The organism is Gracilibacillus lacisalsi DSM 19029 (genome assembly GCF_000377765.1).
Taxonomy (GTDB): Bacteria; Bacillota; Bacilli; order Bacillales; family Amphibacillaceae; genus Gracilibacillus; species Gracilibacillus lacisalsi.
On the sequence record NZ_KB898665.1, the window covers coordinates 43,752 to 65,925 of the forward strand.

20 protein-coding genes and 2 riboswitches are annotated in these 22,174 nt (G+C 37.4%); of the genes, 6 read left to right on the forward strand and 14 right to left on the reverse strand.

Annotated features, from left to right (window positions below):
* Positions 1-82: 82 nt before the first annotated feature.
* The 4 genes from D569_RS0107035 (at position 83) to D569_RS0107050 (ending at position 3,828) form a co-directional block, all read left to right on the forward strand.
* A complete protein-coding gene (locus D569_RS0107035) occupies positions 83-1,381 on the forward strand; it encodes an ABC transporter substrate-binding protein (RefSeq protein WP_018931704.1) in 1,299 nt (432 codons plus the stop codon).
* A 103-nt stretch (positions 1,382-1,484) separates the two neighbouring features.
* The gene (locus D569_RS0107040) at positions 1,485-2,393 is read left to right on the forward strand and encodes a carbohydrate ABC transporter permease (protein WP_018931705.1); all 909 of its coding nucleotides are present in this window, start codon (positions 1,485-1,487) and stop codon (positions 2,391-2,393) included.
* On the forward strand, positions 2,390-3,217 hold the full coding sequence (locus D569_RS0107045) for a carbohydrate ABC transporter permease (protein WP_018931706.1): 828 nt from the start codon (positions 2,390-2,392) through the stop codon (positions 3,215-3,217). The genes D569_RS0107040 and D569_RS0107045 overlap by 4 nt, the downstream gene beginning before the upstream one ends.
* A gap of 173 nt (positions 3,218-3,390) precedes the next feature.
* Complete coding sequence (locus D569_RS0107050; RefSeq protein ID WP_018931707.1) at positions 3,391-3,828, forward strand: VOC family protein; 438 nt, start codon at positions 3,391-3,393, stop codon at positions 3,826-3,828.
* A 138-nt stretch (positions 3,829-3,966) separates the two neighbouring features.
* Here the strand turns inward: D569_RS0107050 and ade are convergent, their stop codons facing one another.
* Entirely contained in the window at positions 3,967-5,736 is a 1,770-nt protein-coding gene (ade, locus tag D569_RS0107055) for an adenine deaminase (protein WP_018931708.1), read from the reverse strand.
* A gap of 35 nt (positions 5,737-5,771) precedes the next feature.
* A riboswitch (purine riboswitch) is annotated at positions 5,772-5,873 on the reverse strand.
* A gap of 83 nt (positions 5,874-5,956) precedes the next feature.
* Here ade and D569_RS0107060 point away from each other — a divergent pair.
* Entirely contained in the window at positions 5,957-6,580 is a 624-nt protein-coding gene (locus D569_RS0107060; protein WP_018931709.1) for a YesL family protein, read from the forward strand.
* A 646-nt stretch (positions 6,581-7,226) separates the two neighbouring features.
* On the opposite strand, the gene D569_RS0107065 is transcribed toward D569_RS0107060, so the two are convergent.
* From D569_RS0107065 to D569_RS0107110, 10 genes are all read right to left on the reverse strand, one after another.
* Complete coding sequence (locus D569_RS0107065; RefSeq protein ID WP_018931710.1) at positions 7,227-7,655, reverse strand: CBS domain-containing protein; 429 nt, start codon at positions 7,653-7,655, stop codon at positions 7,227-7,229.
* A 100-nt stretch (positions 7,656-7,755) separates the two neighbouring features.
* Entirely contained in the window at positions 7,756-8,622 is an 867-nt protein-coding gene (locus D569_RS0107070) for a carbohydrate ABC transporter permease (RefSeq protein WP_018931711.1), read from the reverse strand.
* Positions 8,623-8,640: 18 nt separating this feature from the next.
* Positions 8,641-9,519 carry a carbohydrate ABC transporter permease gene (locus tag D569_RS0107075; protein ID WP_018931712.1) on the reverse strand — a complete coding sequence of 293 codons (879 nt, stop codon included), beginning with the start codon at positions 9,517-9,519 and terminating at the stop codon, positions 8,641-8,643.
* Between the two features lie 135 nt (positions 9,520-9,654).
* Positions 9,655-10,983 carry an extracellular solute-binding protein gene (locus tag D569_RS0107080; protein ID WP_018931713.1) on the reverse strand — a complete coding sequence of 443 codons (1,329 nt, stop codon included), beginning with the start codon at positions 10,981-10,983 and terminating at the stop codon, positions 9,655-9,657.
* Positions 10,984-11,086: 103 nt separating this feature from the next.
* Positions 11,087-11,863: a response regulator transcription factor gene (locus D569_RS0107085; protein WP_018931714.1), complete on the reverse strand. Its 777-nt coding sequence runs from the start codon at positions 11,861-11,863 to the stop codon at positions 11,087-11,089.
* 13 nt (positions 11,864-11,876) lie between these two features.
* Positions 11,877-13,607 carry a sensor histidine kinase gene (locus tag D569_RS0107090; protein ID WP_018931715.1) on the reverse strand — a complete coding sequence of 577 codons (1,731 nt, stop codon included), beginning with the start codon at positions 13,605-13,607 and terminating at the stop codon, positions 11,877-11,879.
* 154 nt (positions 13,608-13,761) lie between these two features.
* The gene (locus tag D569_RS0107095; RefSeq protein WP_018931716.1) at positions 13,762-14,532 is read right to left on the reverse strand and encodes a DeoR/GlpR family DNA-binding transcription regulator; all 771 of its coding nucleotides are present in this window, start codon (positions 14,530-14,532) and stop codon (positions 13,762-13,764) included.
* Between the two features lie 76 nt (positions 14,533-14,608).
* Entirely contained in the window at positions 14,609-14,923 is a 315-nt protein-coding gene (locus D569_RS0107100) for an L-rhamnose mutarotase (RefSeq protein ID WP_018931717.1), read from the reverse strand.
* A gap of 325 nt (positions 14,924-15,248) precedes the next feature.
* Positions 15,249-16,109 carry a Cof-type HAD-IIB family hydrolase gene (locus tag D569_RS0107105; protein WP_018931718.1) on the reverse strand — a complete coding sequence of 287 codons (861 nt, stop codon included), beginning with the start codon at positions 16,107-16,109 and terminating at the stop codon, positions 15,249-15,251.
* 89 nt (positions 16,110-16,198) lie between these two features.
* Positions 16,199-17,173, reverse strand: coding sequence for a ring-cleaving dioxygenase (locus D569_RS0107110; protein WP_018931719.1), 975 nt, complete (start codon positions 17,171-17,173; stop codon positions 16,199-16,201).
* A 119-nt stretch (positions 17,174-17,292) separates the two neighbouring features.
* Positions 17,293-17,407, forward strand: a riboswitch (TPP riboswitch).
* A 77-nt stretch (positions 17,408-17,484) separates the two neighbouring features.
* Here D569_RS0107110 and thiW point away from each other — a divergent pair.
* Positions 17,485-17,985, forward strand: a complete 501-nt coding sequence (gene thiW / locus D569_RS0107115) for an energy coupling factor transporter S component ThiW (RefSeq protein ID WP_018931720.1) — start codon at positions 17,485-17,487, stop codon at positions 17,983-17,985.
* Between the two features lie 90 nt (positions 17,986-18,075).
* Here the strand turns inward: thiW and D569_RS0107120 are convergent, their stop codons facing one another.
* The 3 genes from D569_RS0107120 to helD form a co-directional block, all read right to left on the reverse strand.
* Positions 18,076-18,315, reverse strand: coding sequence for a ferredoxin family protein (locus D569_RS0107120; protein WP_018931721.1), 240 nt, complete (start codon positions 18,313-18,315; stop codon positions 18,076-18,078).
* Between the two features lie 364 nt (positions 18,316-18,679).
* A complete protein-coding gene (locus tag D569_RS0107125) occupies positions 18,680-19,519 on the reverse strand; it encodes an aldo/keto reductase (RefSeq protein ID WP_018931722.1) in 840 nt (279 codons plus the stop codon).
* A 101-nt stretch (positions 19,520-19,620) separates the two neighbouring features.
* Positions 19,621-21,993 carry an RNA polymerase recycling motor HelD gene (gene helD / locus D569_RS0107130; RefSeq protein ID WP_018931723.1) on the reverse strand — a complete coding sequence of 791 codons (2,373 nt, stop codon included), beginning with the start codon at positions 21,991-21,993 and terminating at the stop codon, positions 19,621-19,623.
* Positions 21,994-22,174: the final 181 nt, after the last annotated feature.

The window sequence follows — 22,174 nt, forward strand, 5'->3', positions numbered from 1 at the left end:
TCTTTAGTCTTTTTTTGTTACACTTACATTACATCGTTGGAAGCGATTTCACAATTACAAAAATCTTGAGGGGGTTTTTAAAATGAGAGAAAAATTATCTGCAAAGTTTTGGTTGTTAATCGTGGCAATTTTAACAGCTATGGTGTTAGCAGCATGCTCTGGTGGTGATGAAGATGGCGGCGATGAAACAACGGAAGGAAATGCTGAAGGCATCACTGCATGGGCATGGGATGTAAATTTTAATATTGCGGCTTTAGAACTTGCTTTGGAACATTATGATAATGAAGATTTCGATATGGAGATTATCGAAAATGCACAAGATGATATTGTACAACGACTTAATACCGGCTTAAGTTCCGGAACGATGAATGGTATGCCAAACATCGTATTAATCGAAGACCAACGTGCACAAAGCTTTTTGCAATCTTATCCAGATGCTTTCTATCCGATAGGTGATTATTTTAATACAGAAGATTTTGCTGACTACAAGCTAGCTCCAACAAGCTATGATGGCGAACAATATGGGCTTCCATTTGATACAGGTGTAACAGGTTTCTTCTATCGTACCGATTATCTTGAAGAAGCAGGATATACACATGATGATTTAGTAGATATCACTTGGAATGAATATGTGGAAATTGCTAAAGATGTAAAAGACAAAACTGGGCAAGCAATGCTTTCTCTTGACCCTAATGATTTAGGCATTCTACGTGTGATGATGCAAAGCACAGGCACATGGTACACAACAGAAGATGGAACCATTCAACTTGAAGGTAATGAACCATTACAAATGGCTTTAGAAAACTATAAAGAATTAATGGATAATGATGTTGTTAAATTAAACTCTGACTGGAGTCAATACTTAGCAGCATTTAACAGTGGTGATGTAGCATCTGTTCCTGCTGGTAACTGGATTGCACCTAGTATTGAAGCTGAAGAATCACAAGCAGGACTGTGGCGAGTAGCACCTACACCTCGTTTAGACATGGAAGGTGCAGTAAATGCATCAAACCAAGGTGGTAGTTCATTCTATGTATTAAATATCGATGGAAAAGAAGAAGCCGCTGAATTCTTAGGTGAAACGTTTGGTTCTGACGTTGAATTCTATCAAGACTTAGTCCAAGAAATTGGAGCAATCGGTACATTCATTCCGGCTTCTGAAGGGGATGCATACCAATTCGAAAATGAATTCTTTAATAATCAACAAGTAGTATATGATTTCTCTCAATGGATGGAGGAAATTCCACAAGTTGATTACGGAATGAACACGTACGGTATTGAAGATATCTTATCAGCAGAAATTCAACAATACTTGGATGGTAAAAGTCTAGAAGACGTACTATCAGATGCACAAGCACAAGCTGAAAATCAATTTAAATAAGTAGAATAAAGCCTTGGGAATCAGCTCGTCCCTTATTACCCAAGGCTTTCTTTTCCCTTATGAATAGTAGTATAAAAAACTCGTTATGAGGAGGGGGATAATCATGAGTCAAGCTTCTAGTCCAACACATCAAAGAACATTTACTCAGCGATTGAGAAAGAATTATATCGGTTGGCTTTTTATCATTTTATCTGTCTTAGGAATTTCTCTTTTCTATTTTTACCCAATGGTTCAAGCATTTTTGTTGTCCTTGCAATCAGGTATGGGCTCGACCTTGGAATACGTTGGTTTCGATAACTATGTAAGATTATTTAATGACCCGACTTTTATTACTGCTTTAACTAATACCATATTATACTTGTTGGTACAAGTCCCTTTAATGATTGTTTTAGCTTTAGTATTTTCCGTGTTATTAAATGACCCTACATTGAAATTCAAAGGCTTTTTTCGTACTGCGATCTTTCTACCCGCTGTTACTTCCCTTGTAGCATATGCGGTTATTTTTAAATATTTATTCGGTAATGATGGATTAGTGAACGATTTCCTCTTAAGTATGAATATAATTTCGTCTCCTATCGCATGGTTGTCTGATCCGTTTTGGGCGAAAATAACCATCATCTTAGCCATCACTTGGAGATGGACTGGTTACAATATGATTTTCTATCTATCTGCTCTGCAGAATGTAGATAAATCCATGTATGAAGCAGCCAAAATTGATGGTGCGTCTGCTATGCAACAGTTTTTCTTTATAACAATACCTCTATTAAAACCAATCATTTTGTTTACTTCTATCGTATCAACCATTGGGACTTTGCAATTGTTTGATGAGGTAATGAATATAACAAGTGGCGGACCTGGTAACTCCACTATGACGATTTCCATGTATATTTATAACTTATCCTTTGAATATACACCAGACTTTGGATATGCAGCTACTGTTTCATACGTCGTTTTGATCTTAGTTGTCATCCTATCCTTTATTCAATTTAGAGTGGCAGGTGATCGAGATTGAAAAAGTTAAAACGAGTTTTCACTTATCTATTTTTAAGTGTTGCAGCAATTGTGTCTATTTTCCCTTTCTTATGGATGTTAGTAAGTATGACGAACAAGTCAGTTGATGTAACAGCTGGGCGGTTAATTCCTGGTACTCATTTTATTGAGAACTTAAAAAACCTCCTTGATCAGACACAAATTGGTATAGCCTTATGGAATTCATTTGTGATCGCCATTATTACAACGGTTTTAACACTATTAATCGGCTCATTAGCTGGTTATGGTTTTGAAATTTTTCGATCAAAAGGTAAAGACATCGTTTTTAATATTTTGGTTTTATCGATGATGATTCCCTTTGCTGCGATTATGATTCCGTTGTACCGTTTGTTTGGAAGGATTTCTGCTGATGCACCGCTGATCGGTTTGGATACGTTAGCAGCAGCTTTCCTACCGACGATTATTACAGCCTTTTTCATTTTCTTCTTTAGACAGAATACGAAAATGTTTGCGAGAGAGTTGGTAGAGGCAGGAAGAATTGATGGTTTGAGTGAATGGGGTATCTTTTTCCGAATTTATATGCCGACAATGAAAACAACGTATGCGGCGGCAGCGATTATCGCATTTATGAATAGCTGGAATAACTATCTTTGGCCATTAGTTGTGCTTCAATCTCCGAATAAGCAAACTATACCATTGTTAATCTCCAACCTTGGAGCAGGGTACACACCGGACTATGGAGTAATCATGACAGCGATCGTTATTGCAACACTCCCTACGGCACTTGTATTCTTCCTCATGCAGAGACACTTTGTTGCTGGTATGATGGGGTCTGTGAAAGGATAAAGAAAAATTCAAAGTTTGATAAAACCCTGTATTAATACAGGGTTTTTCTTTTAGCCTCTAAACCTCAGTTGTATCATTCAAATTTTGATTAAAGAGGAAAGGCTATGAAGCAATCGAGGAGAAATTCCTAAGAAACATATGTGATACAATTTGGCCAATAGGGGGTTTAAGCTATGAAAATCCATAGAATAGATCATGTGGGTATAATTGTAAATGATCTTCCTGCCACTAAAGCCTTTTTTCTTGACCTTGGACTTGAAGTACTAGGGGAAACAGAAGTCAATGGCGAGTGGGTGGAACGAATAATTGGGCTTAATGACGTTAAAGAGACGGTTGTAATGTTGGGGATGCCAGAAGGACAATCAACGGTGGAACTCGTCAAATTCCATACACCGACAGATGAGAAAGGAATTCAACAATCTTCTGCAAACACCTTGGGGATACGGCATATTGCATTTGCTGTTGAAGATATTGAAGCTGTTGTTGCCAAATTAAAAAAGAATGGTGCGGAACTTGTTGGTGAAATACAAAACTACAAAAACGCTTATAAATTATGCTACGTTCGTGGGCCGGAGGGAATTATTTTAGAGTTAGCGGAACAACTCAAATAAATTTTCAAGAGCATTCTGTAAAACAAACAAGTGCAATTATGGAAAATTACAAGGATTCAATGCAATAATATGCAGCCAGTTTATTGGCTGCATATTTATTTTCATTGATTATTGATCTATGCTACAACTGGTAGGAATTCAAGTTTCTGATCCTTTCACTACATCTATTAATTCAAATTTCGTAACATCTACTAGTCCACGATTGGAGATTCTGACTTCGGGAATTACTGGTAAGGCAATCAGTGAAAAGGTCATGAATGGAGCATTGATAGTACAACCTAATTGCTGCCATGCTTTTTCTAATGCCTTCACTTGTTCGACTACGTTTTCTATTGGCTGATCGGACATCAAGCCTGCGATTGGCATTGGAACATGTGCCAGTACTTCGCCATCTTCCACAACAATCATGCCACCACCAGATTCAGCTAATTTGTTGGCTGCGATAGCCATATCTTCCTGATTGACTCCCATTACTAATAAATTATGGCTATCATGTGCTACTGTGGAGGCAACAGCACCCGATTTCAAGCCAAAACCTTGAGAAAAGCCTAATGAAATTTGACCAGTCCCTTTATGACGTTCAATACATGCTAGCTGTATAATATCCTGTTCTAGGTCGATTTTGACTACACCATCATCTACAGGCAAAGTTGCGGTCATTTTTTCCGTTCTTGCACTATTTTCAATTATTCGGATACCATTGACATCTACGTGACCTTGTTGATCTGTAGAGATCATAAAATCTTCTGGCTTTAATATTCTTTGTAATTTGACCGTATCTTTAGCATGAGCAGGATATTCATACTCAGGAATTTCTTTGACAAGCTCTCGGTCGGAAACTATCACTTCACCATTAGTGATTACTGTAGACGATTCAACATTTGTTAGATCGTCCAACAAAATGATATCAGCAAATTTGCCTGGGGAAATACTGCCATACTGCTTATCAATTTGAAAATACCGAGCAACATTGATCGTAGCCATTTGAATGGCCTCGACAGGATCAACACCTTCTGCGATTGCGCGGCGAACAACATGATTGAGCTGTCCTTTTTCTACTAATGTTTCTGGATAAATATCATCTGTTACTAACGAAACATTAGTAGAATCGATTCTGTCTTCCGTGATGATTTTGATTACTTCTTTCACATCTTGCCAAGCAGAGCCTTCGCGGATCATAATATGCATGCCTAATCTTGCTTTCTCTAACGCCTGTTCTTTTGAAATCGTTTCATGGCAGGAATCGACACCGGAGGCAATATAAGCCTGCAGCATACCACTAGTTCCATCGGGAAAGTGGCCAGTAACTGTTTTGCCTGCAGCAATCGTTGCTTCTATTTCATTAATCATTTTAGGGTCATTATAAACGACACCGGGAAAGTTCATTACTTCACCTAAACCGATAACACCGTCCCATTCTAACCCTTCTTCAATATCCTTTTCATTTAAATTTGCACCGGCATCTTCGAGATCATTCGTGGCAGGAACACAGGAAGGAAACGTAGTAAATACCTTTAATGGTAGGCTTCGTCCTTCTTCATGCATCAGTTTTACACCTTCCGTACCTAATACATTAGCGATTTCATGCGGATCCATAAATATTGCCGTTGTTCCTTTCTTCAAGGCTGCTTTCGCAAATTCAGTAACAGAAAGCATCGTACTTTCAACATGCATATGTCCGTCCATAAACCCTGGTGATACGTATTTGCCTGTAGCATCCACTACTTTTGTTTCCGGTCCAATTAAATGGTCCGCCTTCCCAATCGATGCAATACGTTTAGCTTTTATCACAATATCTACATGATGCTGTAACTCTCTTGTCATGACATTAACTAATGTTCCATTTTGTATAACTAGGTCTGCAGCTGTTTCACCTAAAGCTACCTTTCTTAGTAATTCTCTGCTCATCATTAATTCTCCTCTCGATATTTTTACATGCTATATGGAGGAGTTACCTCACACATAGTTTAGCGATTTACGGTCACTAAGTAGAAACGCTTATGCCATATTCCTAAGCTTATACATGTTTTCACTATATTACGTCTGAAACCGTTTTACAGTCAATGTTTTTCTTTGCTGAACAGTATGGTAAAATATAAAGTAAGACTATGATGCTAGGGGAATAAGTATGCGCAACTCACTATTTGCAGCAACAGAATGGATCACCAGGTTTGCTTATGTTAATATTTTATGGATGGCTTTTACACTAGTTGGGCTGATTATTTTTGGTATCTTTCCCGCAACTGTTGCAATGTTTACCTTAATAAGGCAATGGATCATGGGAAACACGGAAAGCCCGGTTTTTAAAACTTTTTGGAATACATATAAAAAGGAATTTTTGAGAAGTAACCTGTTTGGATTAGTTTTTTATCTCATTAGCCTGTTATTCTATATCAACCTCCAATTTATAGAGATCAATCAGGGTGGTTTTTATGACATTGTCAAAATTCCTTTATACATCTTTATGTTAGCGATCTCTTTAACATTAATTTACGTTATCCCAACTTATGTTCACTTTGAATTACGATTTATTGATGTTTGGAAGAATGCGTTTCTGGTAATGCTAATCCATCCATTGCATAATATATCGATGGTAGTGGGATCTGCCGCTGTCTTATACGTCATGTGGATGTTTCCCGGTTCTTTATTTTTCTTTGGTGGAAGTTTAGTGGGCTATATTGTGATGGGTACATGTTATCATGCCTTTAAACGAGTTGCAGCAAAAAAAGAGAAATTAGCAGAAAACAATTGACCGTTTTGTCGTCAATTGTTTTTTTATAGAAATGTTTATCATGATACAGATAATCCATAAACTGCGAAGTAAAGTTTCTCTCTTCCATTCTTCCCTTGTAGAGTGCTGACAAACCGCTCCGGCAGAATACTGCGCTTTCCGTGGGCTCGGCTTCAGCTAACTTTGCAAAGAAAATCACTTTGCAAAGTGGATCTTCAGCTCTCGCTGTCCCACAGGAGTCTCCGTATTCTGCCTACGCTATTTTTGTTCTCTGATTATAGAAATAAATGAACTCATGGCTTTTAGTGCTAATCGGTTGTAAATGGCTCTTTAGCATAGTCGTACCCTCTATGCTACAAATGGAGGAGAAATCGACGGTTGTTTTCACATTAGTGTTGCGGAGCATATCTTAACGAAGGCCGCCCACTTTCACTCCTGTGGGAATTGTTTGACCTGAAGATCCACTTTTTCGAGCGGCTTTTGCTCGAAAAAGTTAGCTGAAGGGCAAACCCCACGGAAAGGGAAGTGGGCAGCCGGAGTGGTAGTTATCATCACGATATATTTCAAAATTATCTCTTAGGTGACCGCACATCTAATTACCACATTACTTCGCAGTATGTATCAAGTACGAATAAGACCGGTCGATTATGACCGGTCTTTAGGACGATTATTGTAATTCTGTGTGCTCTGAAATGTCTTCCAGTGCTTGTCCTGCTGCTTCGTCTGACATTTCGTCTAATGATAAGTCTCCCAGTGATATGATTCCTGTTAATTGACCATTCGTTACGACAGGGAGACGACGAATTTGATGCTCAGCCATTGTTTGGCTCGCTTCCTGAAGGCTAACATCAGGAGAAACATAATACAAATGTTCACTCATTACTTCCTGTACGCTCGCTGAACCATCTTTGTTATCAGCATAGCCTCTAATAACTAAATCACGGTCTGTTACCATTCCTAGTAATTCCTTATTATCACCGCAAACAGGAATAGCACCCACATTTCGTTGTTTCATCAATTCTGCCGCTTGAGCTAATGAATCATCCGGTTTACAGAATGATACATTCTGCTCCATAATGTCTCTTACTGTTTTCAATCAGAAAACCTCCTTTGTATTAAGTCATCATGGAGTAGTATTACCATCTTTTTAAAATAATTGCACAAAAAGTGTAGTAAAATACTACACTTTTTACTTCTTACCCTTTAACAGATCCGGCCGCAATACCTTCAACAATACGATTACTCAAGATTAAGAAAGCAATCAATATTGGGATGATACTAATCATTAACGTTGCACCAATCGCACCCCAGTCAGTCAAGTATTGACCGATGAAGTTTTGGATACCAACTGTCAATGTTTTAAACTTATCAGAACTAATGAACGTGTTAACAAAAATAAATTCGTTCCAGTTGTAAATCATATTAATAATAGCGGTGGTTGCTAGAACTGGTGTTGTCATCGGTAATGTAATCTGAAAAAAGATACGGTGAATCGAACAACCGTCCACTACCGCTGCTTCTTCAATTTCACGTGGTAATGTGTAATAGAAGCCTAATAAAATCATGATTGTTAACGGTAAGTTAAATGCTGTATAAGATAAAATAATCGATAACGGATGGTCAATTAAGTTCAAATCTAAGAAAAAGGCGAACAACGGTATAATCGCAGAATGGATTGGAACCATTAACCCTACCATAAAGAGTCCTAATACTAGCTTATTCAATTTCCAATTCATTCTTGTAATCGCAAAGGTTACAAAACTTGCTAATAAAATAGTTAGTAGCACCGATGCAACTGTAATCCATACACTATTAAAGAAATATAAATTAATATTACCGTCTGTCCACACTCTGACATAGTTTTCCCATCTAGGCTCCTGTGGTAAGGCGAATGGTGACATGCCAAATACTTCTGCATTACTTTTCAATGAAAACTGAAATAACCAAACAAGTGGATATATTTGAAAAACAGCGACAATAATTAAACAGATATATAAAACACCCATACCAACTTTGGTTAGGATACTGTTATCTTTGCCTGCTGTGTTTTGAGTCTGAGCCATCTGTTTTCCTTCCCTCCATTAATATTGAATTTCATCTTCAGATGCTGTTAATTTACGTGTTATCCATGTAACTACAAGCGTGATTAATAGTAGGAAAAAGGCAATAGCACTACCATAACCAAAATCAAAAGTATCAAACGCTTTTTTGTACATATAAGATGCGATAACTTCACTAGCACCATTCGGACCTCCACCAGTCATTACATAAATAAGGTCAAAGTATTTCAATGAACCAACAATTGCTAGTACAACCGTTACTTTAATGACACCTGAAATAAGTGGCACCTTAATTTTATAAGCAATTTGGATAGGATTAGCTCCATCAATCTTAGCTGCCTCCACTAAGGATTCCGGGATTCCTTTCAGAGCAGCATAGTAAATAATGATATAAAAACCTGCATACTGCCAGAGAATCGCTACAAAAATTGCATACAAAACTAAATTGGTGTCTGCTAGCCATGAAGGTGGATTTTCAACTCCCACCATCGTTAAAAAGCTGTTTAGCATCCCATTATTCGGATCATAGATCTTAACCCATAGTTGCGCAATCGCAACGGAAGATAAAAGCATAGGAATTAAATAAATTTTTCTTAACAAATCGGACCCTTTAATTTTTCCTGCTAATATTAATGAAATAGCTAAATATGGCACTAAGCTTAATGTAGAGAAAAACGCTAATAAAAATGAGTGTTTCGCACTTTGCCAAAACTGTCCATCTTGAATTAATTGCGTGTAATTTTCTAAACCGACAAATGTCATTGCACCGATACCATTCCAGTCCATCAATCCATAATAACCGGTAATCAGAATCGGACCATAAATTAATGCCACGATCAATATGAACGCTGGTAATACATATAAAGCAATGACTGCTTTGTTGGACATCACTTTGTTCATGGTTATTGCTCCTTTATGTCTAAGATAAAAACATGAAATCTATCCATGTTTTCTTCTGGCTATTAGTTCGTAATCATGAAAGTTAGAAAAAGGACATATTTCAACTTTAAATATGCCCTTTTTCCGTTTTGTTGTTTATTCTTCAGCGGCTAATGCATCTTCTTGCTGTTTCGCAAATTCTTCTGGTGTGATTGCTTCACCGAATAGCGCCTGAATACTGTCTAAGTGTACATCAGCTACACCAGCACTCATTTGAACGTCTGCATACAACGTTAAGTTTGACGCTTCATTTAAGTCGTTTAAGATATCAATATACATTTGTGGTAAATCTAAACCTTCTGTATCTACTACTGTTGCCGGAATAACACCAGCGTCAGTAACAGAGCGTTCTCCCCATTTCTCTACAAAGAACGTTACAAATTCTTTTGCTTCTTCTTTAACATCTGAATTCTCTGCTACGAATAAACCAACACCAGGTCCACCTACATAGCTGTTAATATCTCCTTCTCCACCTTCTACAGTTGGGAATTTTGTATATTCAACAGAATCTCTAAATTCTTGTGGATTGTCCTCGTTAGTTGTCCATTCTGGCAGATCCCAAGTAGCCATTAAATACATTGCTGCTTGTTCGTTAATGAAATAACCTTTCGCTTCATCATTACCTAATCCGTTAAAGCCATTGATAAATGCTCCCATATCCACAAGCTCTTGAATTTCTTCAGCAGCTTTAATTAGTGCTGGATCTTCAAAACTTCCTGTTCTGTCAATGGCATTGTTTAATACTTCAGGCCCGCCAATACGGTCTGCTAAATACATGTACCACATAGAACCTGTCCAACGGTCTTTGTTACCTAATGCAACTGGTGTAACTCCATTATCAGCTAATGTTTGGATCACTTCTTTTAATTCTTCGAATGTTTCCGGTGCTTCTACACCATTTTCATCAAAAATTCTTTGATTATAGTACAGTGGTGTTATGTTTAACTCTAAAGGTAAACCATATGTTACGTCGTCAATTGCATATGCTTCTGCTGTACCAGCAACAAATTTATCTTTAAGTGGTCCTTCTAAAATATCGTCTAGTGGCGCAAACATATTACCGCTTACATATGGATCCAAGAACCCTGCTGCCCATGTCATTCCTACGTCAGGTAACTCATTAGAAGTAGATAATACTTTTAATTTTTCCTTATATTGTTCGTTACCTAGAATCTCAACATCTACTGTTACGTCTGGATGATCTGATTCGAATTCGTCGATAATACTATTAACAATTTCATGGTGTTGTTTTGAGCTTCCTTCAGGCCATAAGTGCATAAACTCAATCGTCTTAGCTGAATCGCTTTCATTTTCACCCGAAGATGCGTTCTCTTCAGATTCTTCTTCATTTCCACCGCATGCTGCAAGCGCAAACATTAAAACTAAAGCAAATGAAAATAATACTTTATGCCACGCATTTTTCATTTGTGAAACCCCCTATATATATAAGTTTTTTAGTACAGTTATAGTGTAGCACCGTGGGGCTTCGTCCGTAAGGTAACAGTGATTAGGTAAAATACCACTTATTTTAGGAATCGTTTTCATTTTGCTTTCTGAATGCATTCGGCGTCATATTCTCAAATTGCTTAAAGAGCTTGATAAAATACTTTGATGTCTGGTAACCACTCTTCTCAGCTATTTCTGCTATCGTCAAATCTGTCGATAGCAGTAGCTTTTTAGCCTCCTGCATTCGTTTCCTCGTAACATATTCACTAAATGTCACCTGCAATTCTTCCTTGAATAAAGCACTCAGATAGCTTGCATTTAAATGGACTTGTTTGGCGACCTCTTTCAGTGTCAGTTCCTCGTCATAGTGCTGATCAATGTAATCCATCGCTTCTTTCACGGCCCGATTATACTTACTTAACTGTTGCATCTCTAATAATTTATCATCGACTATTTTATTGAACATCCCTGTTTTTTCTCTTTGTTTTTCGATTTCAATTGCTTTTTCAATCGATTCCATTAGTTTTTCTTTAGCGATTGGCTTAAGCAAATAATTCACAACACCTAATTCAAGTGCTTCATGTGCATATTCAAATTCCGAATAAGCAGAAATAACAATTACGACAGGGTCTTTTGCCTTCTCCTTCAGCTTTTTTAGTAATTCTAATCCCGAAACTTCAGGCATCCGGATATCAGTAATGAGAACGTGAACCTTTTCATGATCAATCCGTTCTATCGCTTCTTCAGCATTTGCCGCCGTGATCACTTCATATTGTTGAGACCCTCTTTCAATTGTTTTTTTGATCCCTTGGCGACTCCTCGGTTCGTCATCAACAACAAGAATCACCTTGTTTTCCATATTACTAACCTCCCTATACTGGAATTTCAAAGCCTACCATCGTTCCTTTACCTTCTTCACTTAGAATGATAATATCCCGACTCTCACCGGCTTCATAAAACATACGTAAGCGTTGCTGTACATTTTGCAGTGCCATACTTTGGTGTTTTTGTTGTCTAATGCCACCATCCATTTGTTTCTTTACTTGCGCTACTTTTTCTTTACTCATACCTGGTCCATTATCACTTACTGCAATTCGTATTCGTTGTTTATCTGGTACTTTTTCTATACGGACAGTAATTTGGCTTTTCCCCACTACGTTTCCAGCACCATGTAAAATTGCATTCTCAACTAATGGCTGTATCATTAACTTTGGAATTTTGACATCTAACCAATTAAAATCAACATCTTTTTCCCAGTTCAATCGTTCGCCAAATCGCATACGCATAATCTTCATATAACGTTCAATATGATCCAATTCTTCTTTAACCGTTACCCATTCATCCTCGTTTTCCTTCGTAATCGTATAACGGAATAACTCTGACATCGCAAGCACAACATTCGCCATATCCTCTTCTTCCTTCTCATCCAAAGACCAATATAGTGCATCCAATGTGTTAAATAGAAAGTGTGGATGAATTTGAGCTTGTAATGCTTTTAATTCGGTTCTGTTTTTAATAATTTCTTTTTCATACACCATTTGAACTAAATAGTTAGTTTCCTCTGCCAGCTGGTTATATGTTTGATTTAACTCATTAATTTCATTGGCAGAGTTCATCACAGGATTTTGAGCTAATACTCCCTCACCAGCTTGTCTCATTGTCTTTGTCAGCCTTGTTATAGGCCGGGTAATAAAAGTTGATAAAAAGAATGAGAAAATGAAGAAAATGAATAACCCAATGAATCCAGCAATCAGAATCCCTGCTTGTACCGTGGAAATTCCTGCCGTCAATTGATTAACAGGTGTCAATATGTGCATCGTCCATCCTGTTACATCTGATGTATCCTTCACTAACATATATTCTTGATCATCAATTGTGATCGTTTCTTCTTCCGTGTCCAAAATTTCATCTAAAGCGGTTCCATCATAATTCGTCACAATAGGATTATTTTGGTTATCAACTAAAATCGAATAGTCATTCGATTCACCTTCTTGCTGATTAGCATTTAGTTGAAAATAGTTTCGGTTCACTCTTGCTATAATATAGCCACCATTGTCAAAATCGTCATCCATTAAATTAATCTTTCTACCTACTAAGAAATAATTGTAATCTAATGGATCTTCCCCCATCCATATTAATTTGCCACCCGCTTCATTGGCCCGAATAATCCCTTGAGGATCGATACGGTCTAGTAATAAAGTAGAATCAATTGGGATAATACGTTGAAAATCGTTATTATATATTTCAATCGAGTAAATACCATCTGCGTTTGCTTGAATTAAATTGGTTGTACTCATTAATGATTGTCTGTCATTAAAAGAAGTGATATCGCCTTCAGACTCCTGTAACAAAACTCCCTGCAGTTCTTCATTGGTTAACACCTGTTTGGTTACCATATTTAATTGTTCAAACAATGAGTCATATCTACCAGATGATTCCATTGCAGTTTGTCTTATTTGCTCTTCTGCATTACTTTGCAATAAACCTTCCACTAATACATACGTAATCGTACTTACAATAAATAGCACAATAAACATCACAACCAAATAAACTACCAATAACTGATTGCGCAGTGTATTCCACTTCTTTAAATAACTCCACATACTACCCACTCCATCAAAAAATCACTAGACTTTGTTTAACCATTATACTATGAAACGGTACTCAGGGACAGGATAAATGTCCTATTTTCTATAATATTTATGTTGTATATATTTGTCATTCTGCAAATATAAAAGCACTTCGTTAATCATACCATTAACGAAGTGCTTTTATAACCTCTAAGCCAATTTCCTGTAGACTATCTATATCCTGATCTGATGAATTACTATCCGTAATGACCCGCTCTACCTTTGTTAAAGGAGAAACGTGTGCAAACGCCTGAAAATGAAATTTATGATGATCAGCCAAAATATATGTAGTGTCGGCTATTTCAATCATTTTTTGCTTGACTCGCGCTTGTTGTTCATTTGATTCGCTAATTCCTCTTTCGAAGTGAATTCCTTTACAGGATAAAAATGCTTTATTAACATGATATAAATCAAGTGATCGTTCTGCTAAAGGACCAACATACGAAAGGGACCTGGCAAGTAACGTGCCTCCAGTTGAAATTACAGTAACCTTACTTTTTTTACTTAATTCCAACACAACATTAACAGAATTCGTTAAAACAGTAATCGGCATATTGGGTAAGTTTTTCGCAACATACCAAGCTGTCGTACTTGCATCAAGTAGGATTTTATCGGTTTCAACAATATGTTTTACCGCTTCCTGAGCAATTTCTTTTTTCTCTTCTACATACATTACTTCTCGTTCTTGAAAAGGTATTTCCGGTCCATCCTGAGAAGCTGCAATGCTGACTGCTCCTCCGTGACTCCGGGCTAATTTCTTTTCTTTTTCTAATTTTTCTAAGTCTCGACGAATCGTTTCATCTGTCACGGAAAAAAGATTGGCGAGTTCAGAAACTCTAATACTTTTCTTCTGATTAACGACTTCTACGATTCGCTGATGTCTTTCTGCAACTAACATCTAATTCTCCTACCTTCTCGTTCTTCAAACATGTCTATTATTGACTATAGGGAAATTTTGCTTGAAATTCAACTGATTAGTCAAGGTGGAAGACTTCTTGATCAATTAAATACATTTTGGGATCCCCTTTTTCATCCATTGCCAATATATCGCTCATAAATGCTTGCCATTTCCGATTGGCTGGATTGGTTTCCAACTCTTTCATTGCACGGTGGTAATCATCCACTTCCATGTAAGCATACAACTTCGTACCGTCCATAAATATACTATAATTGCTAATGCCTACTTCTTTCAATGCTTCCAATAATTCTGGGTGTACAGCTTGATGTCTTTTCTTATATTCCTCTTGTGAACCTTCCTTACACTCCATAACAAACATATAACGCGCCATTCATATCCTCCTTTTTGTAACCGCATTCAATTATTGTTTTCTTTTATTTATGTTTGTTTACTATTCTATCACAGATCAAAACAAATACAAACAAAAACGAGCATCTAGTCTTATGCAGTTATTCGTTCCAATTTATTGAGCGGACATTGATTCCCTTATTTGGCTCATTTCGGGCTCCATTAGCACTATTTTCGATGAATAGCGGAATAGATGTCCGCGACCACTCTAAAAACGGTACTTTTGTCACAAATAGCGGAACAAATGTCCGCACTCAGCCCAGATTTACTTGTAAGCACACGTTTTTGTGATGAAAAACACAAGCTGATTATAGCTTGTGTTGGAAGTAGTCTTTTAAAAAGTGATAAACGCCTTCTTTATCGTTTGTAAACTCTGTGATTTCCTTTACTAACGATTTAATTTGATCAGTCGCATTGAACATGGCCACCGGATAACCTACATATTTCATCATTGGGATATCGTTATTACTATCTCCGATTGCCATGGCATCTTTCGGACTGATCTGATAATGTTTCAACAACGCTTCAATTCCAGTTGCTTTGTTTACCCCCTCTACCATCACTTCGACGTTATGGCGAGAAGAGGTTGAAGTGGTAAAATTCGTCTCCCTTTTCAACTTCCTCAGCTCTTCAATCCAAGCTTTCATTTTTTCATGGTCTTTCGTAAAGCAGTACATTTTCGCATACTTCTGTTCTGGTAAATGGTCATGCCAACGAATGTCATGCTCGATTGCGGCTTCTCTTTCAAGCCATTCATTGATTCCTACTTCATCAGGCTTGTCTCCGCTGATCATCGACTCCATATATCCTCGATCCGCTTTTAAGGAAAGTCGCTCCCCGTCATTGGGGTGCACTTCATAATAGATATGGTTAGTTCTTGCAGATTCTATAACTTTATCCACAAGTTCTGTGGATAAGCTATGTTCTAGCAGTTTTTCTCCATCAACATATGTAATCATACCATTTGCTGTAACAAAGCCGTCCAATTCTAAGTCAGATGGTGCAGAGTCAAACACCTCATTATAAGAACGACCTGTCACGATAAACACTCGTATTCCTGTTTTTCTTATCTTTTGAATAATATCGAGTGTGTTTTCCGTTAATTGATTATAATTATTTAGCAATGTGCCATCCATATCTAAACAAATGGCTTTTGGTGAAAATGTCATGTTACGTCCCCCTTTAAACTAGCCGATAACTAGTATAGCACATGAGATTTAAGCTCACCATCGACTAATACCGATGAATGAGCTTAGACTCACTTATCTATTTTTGTTTCTAAAGGAAGAAGATTAGATTCGATTTCGTTTCGCTTATCTTCCAGAAATGGTGGCAAGGCAATGCTTTCCCCTAGTTGTTCAACTTTTTCATCTGTATCAAAACCTGGCCCATCTGTCGCTAATTCAATCAATATACCATTTGGTTCACGAAAATATAACGATTGAAAATAATATCGATCGACAAGCCCTGAGTTTGGCAATCGTTCCTTAGTAATTCTGTTATGCCATTTTTCAAGTTCTTGATAATCGGCTACACGAAATGCGACATGATGTACACTACCCCTTCCAGGACGCTCCTTCTGTAATTCCGGGCGAACTTCGATATGCACTTCTGCACCTGTACCACCTTCGCCTGTTTCAAACATTTGTATGTTTACTTTGTCATCAGAACTAGTGTAGGACCCGGCATCACGGAATCCGAGCACCTCTGTTAAAATCCTTTTAGTTGCTGCTAAATCTGGGACAGTAAATCGAACAGGTCCTAATCCCGTAATACCATATTCCTTTGGTACTGAACTTTTATCCCATGGTTTACCTGCTGCTACCCCTTTGTTATTTTCGTCAGATACAAGAACAAGACGCTGTCCTTCATGGTCTTGAAAAGGTAATATTTTACGCCCGGATTTTTCTCCAATTCCGTCGTGGACAATATCATATTCGTCCAAGCGCTCTTCCCAATAGTGTAACGCCTCATCACTAGCAACTCGTAAAGAAGTATAAGATATACTATTATTACCTGGATACGTATGACCCGCATTCGTTATTTCAAAAAAGGTTAAATCTGTTCCAGGTCGTCCGATTTCATCTGCGTAAAATAAATGATACATACTTGGATCATCCTGATTTACTGTTTTTTTAACTAAACGCATTCCTAAAATATCTGTATAAAAATGATAATTGTCTTTAGCACTAGCTGTAATAGCTGACACATGGTGAATTCCTTTGAGTTCCATAAGATGCCTCCTTTATTATTGTTAGAATCATTATAAACCTTTTACTATCTCGATTTCAAAGTAATGACATCTTGACAATTAGCTTTTTTTTGCTACAATCTTGGTAATTACATAAGTGTTATCACTACTAGGGGTGCTTGTTTTGTACAAGCTGAGAAAAAAGCATTTACAGCTTTTTAACTCTAAGAACCTGATCTGGTTTATACCAGCGTAGGGAAGTAGCTAAACTATTTGCATGGTATAGCCAGGTTCTGATTAGGAATCTGGTTTTTTTACTTAGTGATGCACTTTCTATTTTTAGGAGGGTTTGCATGAATCGTACGTTATTATTAACCACTATGGCTGTTTTTATTGCGATCGGTACATTAGGTTCCCAATTTTTATGGTTCCCAACCGGAATTGCCAAAGCATATCCTGTGCAACATGCCGTTAATGTGATGGCAGCTGTAACTCTTGGCCCTGTTCCAGCTGTTATCATAGCTTTTACTATCGGACTTTTGCGTAATTTATTAGGGATAGGAACATTGCTTGCATTTCCAGGTGGAATGATTGGAGCATTACTTGCTGGTTATTTATATCGATGGACGAGAAAAAGAGTCATGGCAGGTGTAGGGGAAATAATCGGTACTGGTGTGATAGGTGCTTTACTATCTGTTCCATTTGCCAAAATACTGATGGGAAGTTCAGTTGGTGCTCTAGCATTTTTACCAGGATTCCTTGTTAGCAGTGTAACAGGGGCTATTATCGGTCTCTTGATTTTATCCAAAGTAAAACATACTACTTTGATGCAGCAACCTGCTTCGAGTAAGTAAAAGTGAAAATGTTTAACTGGACTTTTTTTTAAGATCTGTTACTTATCCGTTAGAAAAAAACAGCGACCACTTCCAAAATGGTCGCTGTCTTTAATCTTTTGCAAAAAAGGCTTCTGCTTTTTCTAAATATAATTCTTGATCTGGAGTAAGATCATACTCCTCTTCAATTGCATCTACCGGGCATACTGCTTTACACGCTCCACAATCGATACAAATATCTGGATCTATATAAAATTGATCTGGTCCTTCAACAATACAGTCTACCGGACACACTGTTGTACATTCGCCAGATTTTTCTGTTTCACATGGTTCTGTTATTACAAATGCCATCTTGCATCCTCCTAGATGTTTATCAATCTGTTATTTACGATACATCATGTCCGACTAAAATTGCAAGTGTCTGATAAGAAAAGCGCAAAGCGTCCGCTTAAAACAAGAGCGAATCTAACAATTAGAATAAGAGGTTTTCCGCGTAAGAAGTTACCGTGTGATAGTCCGTACCTCTTTTAAAGAGATAGTTTTTTATTATGCAGCTGTCTATTGCGAAATGGGACTTGTTTATTGCGAAACACTGCTTCTTTATAATAAAAAAACGTTGATCAACCATTGCATTTTAAATAATAGAAGAGCAAGTTTTCTCGTCCCCATTAAACAAGAACCCGCTTCACTTAGAAACGGGTTCTCATTTTAAAAATTATCGCTTATTAAATTCGTCCGGGTCTGGACCGACATGCTCATCTTTATTCATATCTTGAATTAACTTCATTTCCTCTTCTGTTAATTCAAAATCAAATACATCTGCATTATCTTGAATACGATGTTGTTTTACTGATTTTGGAATAGTCACAACCTCTTGTTGTAGATCCCAACGCAAAATAACTTGAGCTGTTGATTTACCATGACGTTTTGCAATATCTGTTAATGTTGGATCATCTAATATTTTCCCTTGTTTCAGTGGAGACCACGCTTCTAGCTGAATATTATGTTGTTTACAGAATTCATGTAAACTACGTTGTTGTAAATGTGGATGATATTCAACCTGGTTTACCATTGGTGCTACTTGTGCTTCACTCATCAAATCTTCTAGATGGTGCTCCTTAAAGTTACTTACACCGATCGCGCGGATTTTTCCATCGTTATATAATTTCTCCATCGCCTTCCAGGACTCTTTATATTTATTTAGTTCTGGAACTGGCCAATGAATTAAATATAAATCTAAATATTCCAGCCCCAGTTTATTTAAGCTTGTTTCGAAAGCTTGAAGAGTTTCATCGTAGCCTTGATCTCCATTCCAAAGCTTAGAAGTAATAAATAATTCTTTACGAGGAATACCAGAATCTTTGATTGCTTTTCCTACACCTTCTTCATTACCATAAACGGCTGCTGTATCGATACTTTTATAGCCGTGTTCAAGTGCCCACTTAACAGAATTATAAACTTCTTCTCCTTCTTCCACTAAGAAAACACCTAGACCAAACCATGGCATCTTTACACCATTATGTAGTGTAGTAGTTGCTTGCAAACTATTTACCATCTCAAATTCCTCCTTTGTTCATTGTCTATACTATCTTGCCACAATCTACAAAAAATGAAAAATATTGTGCTCATAAGAAGAACAAGGTGAATTTCTCTCGTTCACCCTGTCCCTTTGTCCCAAATTTGATGGACTTTATAATGGCGATATTTCTGTTTAGGAATATTTTCGATAAAGTGAGTGGGCTTGCCGATCGTAAATAGAGCTAGTTGGTGCATCGCTCGCGTGCAAGCTGTATAAAATAAGTTTCGTTCTAATTCATCATAAAAATTGTTATTAGATGCATCGGCAATGATAACCGCATCGAATTCAATTCCTTTAGCCAAGTAAGCAGGAATGACGACAATACCTTTTTCAAAAATATGTGCTTCCTGTGTCATTAAATGAATGTCGATACGATTTTTTAATCGCTCATATATGTCCACACATTCTTGCATCGTTTTTCCGATTAATGCAATGGTTTCATGGCCTTCATGTTCATATTCATTTATTTGATCGAGCACTTTTTCAATTAAAACATCACGTTGCTCCAATTCCATCACGACCGGTGTCTCTCCATCACGTTCAAACGGTTCAATTAGATCACCATTTGGCATAAATGATTTAGTGAATTCAACAATCGGTGCTGTAGAACGATAGCTTCTCGTCAATACGATTCTTTCATGTTTTTCCTGCCATTTCTCAGATAATAAAGTCTCTTCTCTTAATGCATGTGCATAAATCGCTTGATTTATATCACCTAACAAAGTCATGCGACTAACCGGGAACATCTTCTTCATCAATGCAAACTGAAACGGTGTATAGTCCTGCGCTTCATCGATAAACAAGTGTTGAATTGCACGCTGCGCATCAAATCCTAACAAGCTTTTTTCAAAATAAATATAAGCAGGTGCATCTTCCCATGTTAAATATCTGTGTTTTAAATAGTCTTCCGTAATTCTACATATTTCCTGCCACTGATTTGGAAGTGTAACTTCTGTATCTGCAATTCGTCCTTTGCTTGTAAACAACTGACGAAACGATTTAAGCGGATCAACAAACGCGAGTTGCTTTACTTTTTTTCGTAGTGGACGTAATCGCCAAGCAACTACTCGTTTGCGTAACATTTCCTCTTCACGGTCATAATCATCAAATGTATCTTCTGAAAATCGATTTTCTTCTTGTAATGTTTGATGAACATCGACATAATCAGCCTTTTCCAATAGTTCGCTTTCCTCTAGTACCCAATCTTTCTCTCGTTCAATCTTCTCCAGTTTTTTCAATTGGTACAAAATCCAATTGGCTACTTTTTCTAAACGGTCTGGTATGGCTAAAGAACTTTCTGTTTGATAAAAGTATTTTTCAACCATTTGTTTTGGAATAACGGTTTGCCCTCTAAATGTAATATTGCGAAAAACAAGTCCTTGATTAGCCAATCGGTCTAAAAAGCGATCAATTAACTCTTTATAATCTAGGCTTGCTTTGTAATGCATAGCTTCAACTCTTGCCTCGTAATTTTCTGCTCTTTTTTGTAAATAAAACTCCATTTGTTCGAAAGGTGTTTCCAATTGAAAGCTATCATCTAATTGACGGTGTAAATATTGATAAAAGGTCATCTGCTGCATATTATCTTCACCAAGCTCCGGCAGTACGGTTGCTACATAACTGTTGAATAATGGATTTGGTGAAAATAGTACAATTTGCTCTGACGTTAATGTTTCGCGGTAACGATACAATAAATAGGCTACACGCTGTAATGCTGCTGACGTTTTGCCACTACCAGCAACACCTTGCACAATTAGCACTCTTGCTTTTTCATTCCGGATAATTTGGTTCTGTTCTTTTTGAATGGTTGAGACAATACTTTTCATTTTCGTGCTTGCCTGATTTCCGAGTACAGATTGCAATAAATGATCACCTATTGTCAGCCCCGTGTCGAACATTCCCTGTAGTTCGCCATTACGAATCATATATTGTCGTTTTAACGTTATTTCCCCGGAAATATTTCCTTGAACGGTGTCATAACTTGCCGGACCTGGTGGATAATCATAGTACATGCTCGAAATAGGTGCTCTCCAGTCATATACTAGAAAATTCTCTTCCGCTTCATCCATCACAGAAGCTAAACCTATATAAATGGACTGTTCGTCGGTTTGCCCATCTTCTTGAAAGTCAATCCGCCCAAAATAAGGTTTATCCTTTAATCGGTGCAGGATGTCTAAACGTTCACTTACCTGTCCATGGCTTCTTTCACGTTCCGACAGAAATTCCGCTTGCTGCTTAATACTCGCTTCTGTTTCAATTTTATCGTCCATTTCTTCTATATTAACTGTTACGTCTTCCCAAAAATCACGTCTGATATCAATGACATCTTCTTTTAAACCTTTGACTCTCGATTGTAAGGTTGTGATTTTCTTATCAATTTCTTCCACTACATCTGTTACTCTTTGCTTTTCCTGTTGCCATTCTTGATCATCTCGCTCGTCTGCTGCCACTGATTCCACCTCCGTGACGTTGATTTTGTCATCTTTTTTATCGCGTTCGTAAGACCCCCTCTTCCATCTTGAACCATTGTTTAGAAGTTAAGCAGGGGGAACGGACGCTAACACCCTGATAAGTTTCGTTATCCCTCATGGGTAAAAACTACCCACTGATGGAGGTCTCACTATATTATAT